Below are 11,645 nucleotides of genomic sequence, written 5' to 3'. Positions count from 1 at the left end.
CAAAAGGGCGATGACGCCCTTTTACTATTATCCATAAAGCGAGTTAAGACTGATTCTTGCGACGTCTTAGACTGCCATACAAGGCCAAACCAATTAACCCTAATGCAGACCACAGCCCTGTACTTCCGGCATGGGTTTTATCATCATCGTTAACCACTGCATCGTTTAAGTCTAAATCCACAATCACAGGGTCATGGTCAGAAGAGCGGTAAGCATCGTCTGCATAGAATGCAGCAATTTGCTCCTCCGTTTTATATTCTTCGTTATAGTCTAATGCGGTCGGCTCATCCGCATTGATATGCCATGCAAATGCTTTTTTCACCAAAGGATAAAGTGCTACATCAGCAATCGCATGATCTAAATTGCCTGCACCACCATAACCTTGAGCATTACTGGCTACGCCGAAAACATAGCTATAAGCTGCTTTCCCCTGACCAATTTTTTCATCATTCAACAATACTTTATAGTTGGCTTGTTCAAGCGCCAAAATGGGATCTTCTTTGGCATAACTGTTCAGATCACCTAACAGTAAGACATTCGGTTTACTCACCTGTGTTGGATTCTTCGCGACCCACTGCATTAACGCTTGTACCGCTTTAACGCGGGTTGGATTCCAGCAACCTTGACCATCGCCCTGATCTGCCTCTATTGAGGTTTTATCATCTGGACAGCTACCTTTAGACTTCAAATGGTTGGGAATAACCGTAAAAGTCTTCCCGCCTGATAAGGCTTGAAAGGTTTGCGCCATCGTGACTCGATTTTTCTGACTCTGGTCATCAAAGACCGCTGCAACATTGATTGGTTTGACGCGCTTAGCGTTATAAATAATGGCAACAGCAATCGCATCGGTTCCAAGTTTGTCAGCATTCGGAGGCGTTACATATTTCCAGTCACTCCCCAGCGCTTGGGCTAAATAAGCAACTGCACTACGCTCGCCATAACCATTGTTGGCAATTTCCATCAGACCATAAACATCCGCATCAATCGCTTTTAATGCACTGACAATTTTCTGATGTTGCTTTTTAAACTCAGCTTCGGAACTTGCACCACGTTCAGTTGGAAAACCTTGTGCCAAACCATTGTCATAATTCAGTACATTAAATGCTGCAACACGAACTTGCTGTGTAGCCTTTGCTGGAACGCTTGCACGTGGGTTTGTCGCGTCTAAGACTTGTGGCGCTGTTGCACCAAGCACAGGTTGAATTCGCCATTGGTTATAGCGGTATTCTAAAATGCCTTGTACATTTTGCAGTTGTGCACCTGTACGTAGGGTGTTTTTAGCACTAAAGGAAGTTGGCAACCACGGCGTTCTGTTCTGATTGTTATAGCCATCATCCAAAATAAGTTTAGAACGCAAATTCTGTTGTGCCAGTGCTTTGGCTTCGGTTGAATGGGCAGGATATAAATTGGTTGGAATATATAAACGCGCAGGGCTTAAAGCCAGTTCTCCAAAACGCCCATAGTTATAGTTTTCACTGACCGTGAGCGTTTGAGGGATGTTCACCAACATGCCCTGATAGCGTTTTGGTGCATGACCTGACATTTCAGTCAAACTATCAAAAGGCAAATTGATCGCCGTTGGTTTAACCCAATCACTTGCCGAAGGATTACAGACATTAATATCGCTACTTAAATCTTGAAGCTGTAATTGGTTTTGATAGGTTTTTAACTTGCCTTTGAAAATGACTTCCTGCCCCACTTGACCACCTGTCACACTACTTGAAGAAGGAACATAGACAAACACCGCATTACTGCTATTGGCTTTGGCTTGAGCATCTGGGGTTTGGACAAAGAAACCTGAGAAACCATTGTTATAACGATAATCTGCCGTAATTACGCCTTTCACCACATATTCCTCCTCTTGCGCTGCACTTTGCAATGTCGCAATTGGGGTCGCTGTCGTACTACAGCTCACGGAGCTTAGAGGGGGTGCCGTATTTCCAGCAAGATAACTGGAAAATGCATTTCGGTCTGACCATTTTTCCCATGCCGATGCCAAATCAAACGGTGCGCTAACGTCAATCCCTGCACTGGATACATTATTACTTAATAGTGTGCGTTTAAAACTATTCGCTGTTGCAACACTACCCCATCCAGTGCTTGGTCTTTCACCCACTGTGCCAAAGCGGTCAATCGCAACGCCATTATGATAAAGCACCAAAGCATCGTCACCATTGAAAGCTAAGTTCGCCTGCTGTTGCACCGTATCGCCTAGAGCTTCTTTTAAAGCAGAATGCCCGACTAGATAATGCCCCTTTGCTGCCAATTGCCCTGTCAAACTCACCGTCAAATTTGCACTGTTACTGCCATTTGCGTATTGCTTGATCTGATATTCTGCCAAGTTGACCGTCGTCGGATCTGGATTATAAATTTCCAATCCTTTCTTATTTGAAGTTCCATCTACATACTGACTAAACAATAACTGTGCATAGGCAGGAAAGGAACAACCCGCCAAAATCAGGCTCAGGCTTAATATCTGTGGCTTAAAATTTTTCATCATTTTTTTATCAGTTGGTTAAATCAGCTGGCAGGTTAATTTTTATTCGTTACATCATGATTAATAAATGATGACAATTTCTAGGCTGCGCAAACATGGTGGTGCTGAATTTAATAAATTCTGAGTAAAAAATTTGACTTGTCCTGCTCAGGACTTACAATACCGCTTTCGAATTTCTACATCTGCCAAAATTATGACGAATGATCAATTAGACCAGCAAGTCGTCGAGCTAGACAACTTAAATGAACACCGCGAAATTGTGACATTTATGCGTCGTTCATCTCCGCTGAATACCTCGCAACGTACTGCGCTTGAACAATATGGTCACATGATTTTGGAATACCCTGTAGGTGACCTACGCCAGCAGTTTGAACATCCAGAGCGTCCGCTCACGGTTGAAATTGGCTTTGGTATGGGACGTTCATTGGTCTTGATGGCGCAGGCCAACCCTGAACGTAACTACGTCGGGATTGAAGTGCATGTTCCAGGGATCGCGCAATGTGTGTATGAAGCTGGAATTGCAGGCTTAACCAATCTTCGTCTTTTAGATGCAGATGCTATTCAAGTCTTACGTGAAATGCCAGACAACAGCATCAATGCTGTGCAACTGTACTTCCCAGACCCATGGCAGAAAAAACGTCACTTCAAACGTCGCTTCGTGTCACATGACCGTATGCCACTGGTTGAGCAAAAGTTGGAAATGGGTGGCACATTCCACGCAGCAACTGACTGGGAGCCGTATGCAGAGTGGATGATTGATGTACTCGATAACCGTCCAAATCTTGAAAATATGGCAGGTAAAGGCAACAGCTACCCACGTCCAGACTGGCGTCCACAAACTAAATTTGAACGTCGTGGACTCGAAGAGGGTCATAAGATCAACGACTTCTTATTTAAGAAAATTAAATAAGTTTTGTGTTTAAAAAAATAGGGCTTAGTGCCCTATTTTTTATTTTGAAATGATTAAAACACATGTCGAATTTCAACCGTTGGATCATGTTCATCCAAGCGTTTTGCCAAAATATGTAAACGTCGTGTCGGCACTGCGGGAAACAAATGATGCTCCACATGATAAAACATGTTATAGGTCACGACCCGTTTAAACTCATTACGCACTGTACGCGCCATATACACATGATCTTCTGTATCATGATGTACCGTCCACACCGCAAAAAACGCCGTCATACATTGCCCAATTAACATGGCACTGACATGATATTTTAAAATACTGATATCCAAGATCACAAAAACCAAAAACAATACAATGACGTTGGCAACCAGTTCAGCAGACATCCATTTTTTCTGGGTTTTAGTCCCAACCTCAAAGGCTTTTTTATGCAACATCCATGGAAAAACTGGGCCAAAAAGCAAAGCTTGCCACCACTTCATGGTTGCACTTTTCGCTTCAATATCTTCTTCCTGCATGCAATGCTGATGGTGACGCAGGTGATTAATTTGTACAGCATGCATCGAGCCGAGCATGACGATGCTCAAAAAAAACATGACCCAATGAGTCGCAGGACGGCTAATACCTAGGGCAAAATGAAAAGCGTTATGCACCTGTCTGAGTCCTGTTAAGAAAAACATAAACGAGCAAAACAGCGCCAAGACATACCACTGTAAACTTGCAAAAATGAAAGAGACAATCAACCACGGTAAAGAAATAAATAACTCACTGACAACATCGGTACGGCCTAACTGTACGAGATCTTTCCACTGCACTTGTTCTAATAATGAATGTGAACGCATACGCCCTCTATTTGTTTGTATTTATTTTAAGCAATACTGTACCGAATCTTAGGACATAAAAAAAGCCACGTTTTCAGTGGCTTTGCTTGTTCTTTGTGGCTTGCATCATCGTTTCTTATTTTAAATGTTAACTGTGACGTTGACTGATTTGCTGACTCATTAAGGCATACACTTCGGCAAGATTTTCTCGTTGAACTTGTGCAAGCATCTGTTGATGCATCTGTAGAATATTCTGATCCTGACGCATCGCAGGGCCAGTTTGCATCTGCTTCGGGTCATTCTGTGTGACTTTCTGCGCGGTTTCTAAAATCAAGGGGTATAACAGACTAAAATCGACCTGCTCTGCATCCACCACTTGTTTCGCCATGTCATAACAATAATTACTAAAATTACAGGCAAAGACAGCCGCTAAATGCAAACTTAGACGCTGTGCAGAGCTGTAGCTATACACGCGTTGGCTCAGGCTTTCTGCCAGTGTATGTAGTCTTTGAAGATCCGTATTTTCAGTGGCTTCTACAAACAACGGTGTATTTGACCAATCAATTTCACGTTCTAAGCTAAAGGTCTGTAAGGGATAAAAAACTCCTGCACGTGCATGTTTCGTCGACAAAACTGAAAGAGCTGTACTCCCTGAAGTATGTACAATCAACACATTCGGCAGATATTCAGTCAATGCCGAAATCACATTCGGAATAGACTGATCACTTACTGCAATCATCACCAAATCCACATCAACATTTAACTGCTTAAAATGACTGACCGCCTTTGCATGTGCGACTTGCGCTAAATCCGCAGCTTTGTCGAAGCTTCGGCTATAAATATTGATGATTTCATGCTGAGACATCAGGGCTTTGGCCAAATGATGAGCCACCCGTCCCGCTCCAATTAAACTGATCCGCATCTTCATTTCACTATTTTAAAGTGCCTACAGCATGCCAATAAAAAAAGGATGAAGCAATTCATCCTTTTTTATTAAATTAACACTGACCCACTAAAACTTACGCAGGGTCAAAATCTGTTCACTACGACCAAATGGCCCTTGCTCATCGTGCAAAACCGCACTGGTTAAACCGATACCATCATCACCATATTGCTGCGTCGCTTCCAAACCTAACCATTTCCCTTGGGGTAAACGGTATAAATGCAGTTGTAGGTCTAAATTGGGAAAGCCCCATCCAGATGCTGGATTTTGACGTGGGACAATACCGTTGGCTGTATCGACCATGCCCAATAAGCGCACAAAACTCGATGTGTCCTGACCTTCCACCATGTCCAAATCATTATGTAACCAAACAATGCCTTTACCCGCACGGTGCCCTTCTGCTGCACGTGTCTCAATACTCTGGATATAACCACCCGGCCAACATTTCATCCCATCCCATACTGGCAAAGTTTCAGGATCTACAATCGGTTGATCTTCCAGCCCTGCAATTGCACTGGTATCTTGCTTCATCATTTTCCAAGCACGGGCCACAATACAAGTCTTCCCGTTTGCTTTCATTTCCGCCTCGATCAGTTCAATGGTTTTTCCAGCACGAATGACACGGGTATGCACGGTAAACTCACCAAAAGCGATCAGTCCAAAAATATCTAAACTCACGCGTCCAATGCGCATCTCATGGCGTGTTTGAAACTGCTCTAACTCCGCACACAAAACCCCTGTTGCAGGTGCCATGTGCTGTTCATGCGGATTCCATGCGCCTTGTGCATGAATATTGGACAGATAAGACGCCGTACAGCTCCCATCACTGTGCTGTTCACGATTTAAAAGTTGATAATAGGCTGCCATGTATATTCCTTCACTCTTATCTTTAAAATGTATCTTTTTACTGCCATTGGTTTTTACTTTTGTGAAAAAAAACCATAATAATTCAACAGTTGACTATAAATTCGCACTTCATTAAATCCAACTTTAGTCAGAAGCTCTCGCATCTGGCTGGCCGAAACCAAATAAAAATCTTGTTGCAGGCGCTCGAGCATCTTTTCACTTTGTACTACTGTCAGTCCAATGCGCTGACACAGGTTTTGTAGAACCACGAGTTCAGTTTCATGGCTTGAATGCATAAGATCATAGCTGAGTAATATCGCTTGCGTTTTCAAACAGCGCAAAATATCGGCAAAGAAAAAGGTCTTTTCTGGCAGTGGTATAAAGTGCGCCACCAATATAGCCAAAGCTGCATCAAACTGTGCATTTTCCGGTAATGCGGTTGTATCGCCATGCACAAAGCGAACCCGTGTTAAATCACCATGGGTCGTGTTCAATAACTGCTGCGCTTTTTCAATCATGGTCAAAGATGGGTCAACCGCGGTAAAACTCCAAGTTGGATGCTGCGCCAACAAATATGAAAGCTCATAACCTGTACCACACCCCACAATCAATACGTGCGCATGTTTTGGTAGATGTGTTTTTAAAATGGCTTGAATTTGCAGATGAACCAACTCATAACCTGGAATGAGCTTACGAATATGTTGATCATAACCATCCACTACAGTTTGACTCTGAAAGTCTTTCGCCATTTTATTGTTCACTCATCTACTTTTATTCACCGCCCTAAATCTACACGTTCATCACCGCATGTTCTAGCACTTAAGCCACAGCCATAGCATCGACCGTTAACTCAGCAAGTTGCGGTTTGGCTTTTTCTGCATGTAAACCCAGTTTTTGAAAGAGTTGTTGATCCTTGCCTTGTGCTGTATTTGGCGTAGTCAGCAATTTCTCACCAGAAAACAGCGAATTTGCACCTGCCATAAAAGCCAAAGCTTGGTCGGCATCGGACAACGATTCACGTCCCGCGGACAGACGAATATAGCTTTTCGGCATAATGATGCGCGCTACTGCAATAGTGCGAATCCACTCGGTCACATCTAACTTTTCAACTTCTGCCAAAGGCGTACCTTGCATTGGAACCAACATGTTGATCGGCACAGACTCAGGATGTATCGGTAAAGTCGCCAATTCAAACAGTAATCCAATTCGATCTTTGGTCTCTTCACCTAGGCCAACAATCCCGCCACTACACACTTTTAAGCCTGCTTCTCGAACATGACTTAAGGTATCTAGACGATCGTCAAAGCTGCGGGTACTAATCACATTTGGATAGTACTCACGAGACGTGTCTAAGTTATGGTTGTAATAATCGAGTCCTGCACCTTTTAAACGTTCGGCTTGGGAGATATTCAGCATGCCTAGGGTCATACAGGTTTCTAAACCCAATGCTTTGACTTCACGCACCATATCCAAGACATAAGGCATATCGCGTTCATGTGGATTTCGCCATGCTGCGCCCATACAAAACCGAGTAGAACCTGAGGCTTTCGCCTGCTGTGCTTCACTAATGACCTTTTCAACCGCAATTCTTTTTTCAGCTTCGAGCTTTGAGTCATAACGCGCAGACTGTGAACAGTATTTGCAGTCTTCAGGGCATTTGCCTGTTTTGATCGATAGTAAAGTACTGACTTGAATCGCATTCGCTTCAAAGTACTGACGATGAATTTGCTGTGCTTGAAAGACCAAATCTAAAAAAGGCTGTTGGTAGAGTGCTTGTATTTCAGCGCGAGTCCAATCATTTCTCAGGTGCATATGCTATTCCTTTTGCTTTTCACTTCGGACTTTCCTTTGGCTTTAACCCAGCAAAGGAAAGTCCGTCTTCAACCTTATGCGATTTCTTTCAAATCCAGTTCATTACGCATAAATTCCTGCAATTTAAACTTCTGCGCTTTGCCCGAAGCCGTCATTGGGAACTCATTAAAAAACCGGACATAACGTGGAACTTTATTGTGTGAAATATGTTCAGCACAGTACTGACGGATCGACTCTTCAGTAATTTCATGATGCTCATGTAAAATAATACAAGCACACAATTCTTCACCATAACGCGCATCTGGCAGACCTATGACTTGGACATCGCTGACATCAGGATGGGTATATAAAAAGTCTTCGATTTCTTTCGGGAATAGGTTTTCTCCACCACGTATGACCACATCCTTAATTCGGCCTTTAATTTTCACAAAGCCTGCTTCGTCCATTTCTGCGATGTCACCTGTATGCATCCAGCGTGCTGAATCAATCACTTCTTGCGATTTTTCATGGTCTTCCCAATACCCCAACATTACCGAATAGCCACGAACACACAGTTCACCCAACTGGCCGCGCGGCACAACTTTGCCTTGTTCATCTACAATTTTAATTTCAAGATGTGGATGGACGCGCCCAACGGTTCCGACTCGTTGTTCAACTGAATCTGAAGTTGAACTTTGTGCACTGACAGGTGCTGTTTCAGTCATACCATAGCAAATGGTAATTTCAGACATATGCATCCGATCAATAACACGTTGCATAATTTCACGTGGGCACGGACTACCCGCCATAATGCCTGTACGTAAACTAGAAAGATCAAAATCATCAAACTGTTCATGCTCTAAAATGGCAATGAACATGGTCGGTACACCGTATGCGGCCGTACATTTTTCTTGCTGAATGGCTTTTAACGTTTCTAAAGGATTAAACACCGCCGATGGATAGACCATGGTTGAACCATGCGTAATGCAGGCCAAATTACCCATCACCATACCGAAACAGTGAAAGAGCGGTACAGAAATACAGACTCGATCGGCAGGACTTAAGTGAATGGCTTCACCAACAAAATAACCATTATTTAAAATATTATTATGTGTCAGCATTGTGCCTTTCGGGTTACCTGTGGTGCCCGAAGTAAACTGGATATTGATGGTTTCATCAAACTGCGATTCGCTTGCAACGAGCTCTAATTGATTGAGCTGTCTCTTGCTGGGGGGAGTGAGCAAATCGCTAAAACGATGCAAACCCGTATGCTCTTCTTCATCAATTTTAATAATATATTTCAAATGTGGCAGTCGTTCTGCCTTTAACACTTTATTTTCAGCACCTTTAATTTCAGGTGCAATTTTCATTAGAATATCTTGATAATTCGTGCTTTTAAATTGCGATGCAATGACCAAGCCCTTACAAGAAACTTTATTCAACACATATTCGAGCTCATTACTTTTATAGGCAGGGTTCAAGTTGACTAAAATGATACCCGCTTTAAACGCAGCAAACTGGGTGATCGTCCATTCCACACAGTTCGGTGACCAAATCGCAAGTCGATCGCCTTTCTTCAAGCCCAGTTTTAGTAAACTACAGGCAAACGCATTGACCTGAGCTTGTAATTCCTTATACGTGAGTCTGACATTTTGATGCAGGCTGACAACAGCATCTTGTTCCGCATACTGCTGACAAGCCTGATCAAATTTCTCACCAATTGTCATGCCTAATAGGGGCTGACTGCTCGTTCCATAGGCATAACTTAACCGTTCTTGTGTCATCGAATCGATCTCCTTGATTCATTGTAATCTTGTTATTCAACTTTAATTGTTCTATGACTACTTCCCTTCAAACACCAAGCCTTTGTGTTCACACCTGCTACTATTTTTCCTCCTGAACCTGAACTGCATTGACACAAAATTCGGCAATTTGTTTCACAAAGTAGTCTTTATAGTTTTGATCAAACATCACATTTCGAGACGGATTTAAAGGCTCAATCACCACAAAAGTCATGGCGCCGACCACACAAAGTGCTGCGGTATTTAAATCTTCAAATCCAAACTCACCGTTAATTTTCCCTGCGGCCAGTATTTCTTTGATGCTCTGTTTAATCAGCTGTTTACTGCGAAAACGTTCATGTTCTAACTCAGCATCGACTGGCTCAAACATGAGTGAATACGCAAGTTGGGGGCTATTCATGGCACGTTTCACAAACGTGGTTACCGCCTTGTCCAATTTCTGTTTTGACGTAAGCTCACTTTCAGCAATGTGATTTAAAATTTTCACCTCATGCTGAATGGCCTCAGACAAAACCTCAATTAACACTTGGCTTTTGTTATCGAAGTATCGATACACCAAACCACTCGAAACACCCGCGCGTTCAGCAATTGCTTGAATTTGCGCGTCTTTAATCCCCCCTTGAGCAATAAGTTCACGAGCGGATTGCAAAATCGCTTCACGATTTTGTTCCATTCGCTCTTGCATCAACGATGATCTTTTATAACTCATAATTCTATTCTCAACCAGATAAAATGAATTGTAAATCAATTTGTGAATTTTAGTTCACTTTTTTAAAAATTCGATGTATTGTAAAAATCAAGCACAACAAAAATGCTTTATCAGGAACAATAAATACACTCATAGGACGAATGAAGAAATGACCCTACAAAGCTTAAATTTCGGTTTAGATGAAACACTCATTGCACTGCGTGATTCCGTTGCGGCTTTTTGTGCCAAAGAAATTACTCCTATTGCTCAACAAGTCGATCAGAACAACGAATTTCCGGCTCAGTTGTGGAAAAAATTTGGCGATATGGGCTTACTCGGTCTAACCGTCAGTGAAGAATATGGCGGTACAGGCCTAGGTTATTTAGCGCATATCATTGCCATGCAGGAAATCTCACGTGCTTCAGCTTCGATAGGTCTTTCTTATGGTGCACATTCTAACCTATGTGTGAATCAAATTAACCGAAATGGCAGCGAAGAACAAAAGCAGCGCTATTTACCTAAGCTGATTTCAGGTGAATATGTCGGTGCACTTGCCATGTCTGAACCAAACGCAGGCTCAGACGTAGTCAGCATGAAACTCAAAGCTGAAGATTGTGGCGATCACTTCCTGTTAAATGGTTCAAAAATGTGGATCACCAATGGTGGTGATGCTGATGTACTTGTGGTGTATGCCAAAACTGATCTGCATGCAGGTGCTAAAGGCATGACGGCTTTCCTTGTAGAAAAAGGCATGGAAGGTTTTAGCCACGGCACACATTTAGACAAGTTAGGTATGCGCGGTTCGAACACTTACCCCCTGTTCTTTGACAACGTGAAAGTGCCAAAAGAAAACGTGATGGGCGGTGTAGGAAACGGCACGAAAGTGCTCATGAGTGGTTTGGACTATGAGCGTGCGGTTTTAAGCGCAGGTCCTTTAGGCATTATGGATGCCTGCATGGACACCGTGATTCCGTATATCCATGACCGTAAACAATTCGGACAAGCGCTCGGTGAGTTCCAGTTGATGCAAGGCAAAATTGCCGATATGTATTCGACTTGGTTGGCATGTAAAGCGTTGGTTTATGCTGTGGGTGCTGAGTGCGACAAGGCTGACCATAGCCGTAGCCTACGTAAAGATGCAGCCAGTGCAATTTTATATGCCGCGGAAAAAGCCACATGGATGGCAGGTGAAACCATTCAGACCTTAGGTGGAAATGGTTATATCAATGAATTTTCTGCAGGCCGTCTATGGCGCGATGCAAAACTCTATGAAATTGGCGCGGGAACTTCTGAAATTCGCCGTATGTTGATTGGCCGTGAACTGTTTAATGAAACAGCTTAACCCTCCAC

10 protein-coding genes are annotated in these 11,645 nt (G+C 43.0%); 2 read left to right on the top strand and 8 right to left on the bottom strand.

Annotated features, from left to right (window positions below):
• Nucleotides 1–43: 43 nt before the first annotated feature.
• A complete protein-coding gene (locus tag AC5EUN_RS04865; RefSeq protein ID WP_010327104.1) occupies nt 44–2,497 on the bottom strand; it encodes an ExeM/NucH family extracellular endonuclease in 2,454 nt (817 codons plus the stop codon).
• Nucleotides 2,498–2,690: 193 nt separating this feature from the next.
• On the opposite strand from AC5EUN_RS04865, the gene trmB reads away from it, so the two are divergent.
• Entirely contained in the window at nt 2,691–3,407 is a 717-nt protein-coding gene (gene trmB, locus AC5EUN_RS04860; RefSeq protein WP_005400603.1) for a tRNA (guanosine(46)-N7)-methyltransferase TrmB, read from the top strand.
• A gap of 53 nt (nt 3,408–3,460) precedes the next feature.
• Here trmB and AC5EUN_RS04855 read toward each other — a convergent pair whose 3' ends face one another.
• The 7 genes from AC5EUN_RS04855 to AC5EUN_RS04825 form a co-directional block, all read right to left on the bottom strand.
• The gene (locus AC5EUN_RS04855) at nt 3,461–4,246 is read right to left on the bottom strand and encodes a fatty acid desaturase family protein (RefSeq protein ID WP_010327105.1); all 786 of its coding nucleotides are present in this window, start codon (nt 4,244–4,246) and stop codon (nt 3,461–3,463) included.
• A gap of 127 nt (nt 4,247–4,373) precedes the next feature.
• Complete coding sequence (locus AC5EUN_RS04850; protein ID WP_010327106.1) at nt 4,374–5,147, bottom strand: Rossmann-like and DUF2520 domain-containing protein; 774 nt, start codon at nt 5,145–5,147, stop codon at nt 4,374–4,376.
• Between the two features lie 90 nt (nt 5,148–5,237).
• Nucleotides 5,238–6,035, bottom strand: a complete 798-nt coding sequence (locus tag AC5EUN_RS04845; RefSeq protein WP_010327107.1) for a thioesterase family protein — start codon at nt 6,033–6,035, stop codon at nt 5,238–5,240.
• 53 nt (nt 6,036–6,088) lie between these two features.
• The gene (locus AC5EUN_RS04840) at nt 6,089–6,763 is read right to left on the bottom strand and encodes a class I SAM-dependent methyltransferase (RefSeq protein WP_010327108.1); all 675 of its coding nucleotides are present in this window, start codon (nt 6,761–6,763) and stop codon (nt 6,089–6,091) included.
• Nucleotides 6,764–6,833: 70 nt separating this feature from the next.
• Entirely contained in the window at nt 6,834–7,826 is a 993-nt protein-coding gene (bioB, locus tag AC5EUN_RS04835; protein ID WP_010327109.1) for a biotin synthase BioB, read from the bottom strand.
• 74 nt (nt 7,827–7,900) lie between these two features.
• Nucleotides 7,901–9,589 (bottom strand): AMP-binding protein, encoded by a 1,689-nt coding sequence (locus tag AC5EUN_RS04830; protein ID WP_005400597.1) that lies wholly within the window; start codon nt 9,587–9,589, stop codon nt 7,901–7,903.
• A gap of 100 nt (nt 9,590–9,689) precedes the next feature.
• A complete protein-coding gene (locus tag AC5EUN_RS04825) occupies nt 9,690–10,316 on the bottom strand; it encodes a TetR/AcrR family transcriptional regulator (protein WP_029575068.1) in 627 nt (208 codons plus the stop codon).
• Between the two features lie 148 nt (nt 10,317–10,464).
• Between AC5EUN_RS04825 and AC5EUN_RS04820 the strand changes: the two genes are divergently transcribed.
• Nucleotides 10,465–11,637, top strand: a complete 1,173-nt coding sequence (locus tag AC5EUN_RS04820; RefSeq protein WP_005400596.1) for an isovaleryl-CoA dehydrogenase — start codon at nt 10,465–10,467, stop codon at nt 11,635–11,637.
• The last annotated feature ends 8 nt before the right edge of the window (nt 11,638–11,645 follow it).

Source organism: Acinetobacter sp. CAU_H_S170_2, from assembly GCF_058890445.1.
Note: the sequence above shows the minus strand (reverse complement) of the source record. Positions and strands in the feature narration are given on the sequence as shown.

What these genes read in the sequence shown, in the direction of transcription:
- AC5EUN_RS04840 (WP_010327108.1), bottom strand. Translation starts at nt 6,763, where the DNA reads ATGGCGAAAGACTTTCAGAGTCAAACTGTAGTGGATGGTTATGATCAA.
- AC5EUN_RS04825 (WP_029575068.1), bottom strand. Translation starts at nt 10,316, where the DNA reads ATGAGTTATAAAAGATCATCGTTGATGCAAGAGCGAATGGAACAAAAT.
- bioB (WP_010327109.1), bottom strand. Translation starts at nt 7,826, where the DNA reads ATGCACCTGAGAAATGATTGGACTCGCGCTGAAATACAAGCACTCTAC.
- AC5EUN_RS04830 (WP_005400597.1), bottom strand. Translation starts at nt 9,589, where the DNA reads ATGACACAAGAACGGTTAAGTTATGCCTATGGAACGAGCAGTCAGCCC.
- trmB (WP_005400603.1), top strand. Translation starts at nt 2,691, where the DNA reads ATGACGAATGATCAATTAGACCAGCAAGTCGTCGAGCTAGACAACTTA.
- AC5EUN_RS04850 (WP_010327106.1), bottom strand. Translation starts at nt 5,147, where the DNA reads ATGCGGATCAGTTTAATTGGAGCGGGACGGGTGGCTCATCATTTGGCC.
- AC5EUN_RS04865 (WP_010327104.1), bottom strand. Translation starts at nt 2,497, where the DNA reads ATGAAAAATTTTAAGCCACAGATATTAAGCCTGAGCCTGATTTTGGCG.
- AC5EUN_RS04820 (WP_005400596.1), top strand. Translation starts at nt 10,465, where the DNA reads ATGACCCTACAAAGCTTAAATTTCGGTTTAGATGAAACACTCATTGCA.
- AC5EUN_RS04845 (WP_010327107.1), bottom strand. Translation starts at nt 6,035, where the DNA reads ATGGCAGCCTATTATCAACTTTTAAATCGTGAACAGCACAGTGATGGG.
- AC5EUN_RS04855 (WP_010327105.1), bottom strand. Translation starts at nt 4,246, where the DNA reads ATGCGTTCACATTCATTATTAGAACAAGTGCAGTGGAAAGATCTCGTA.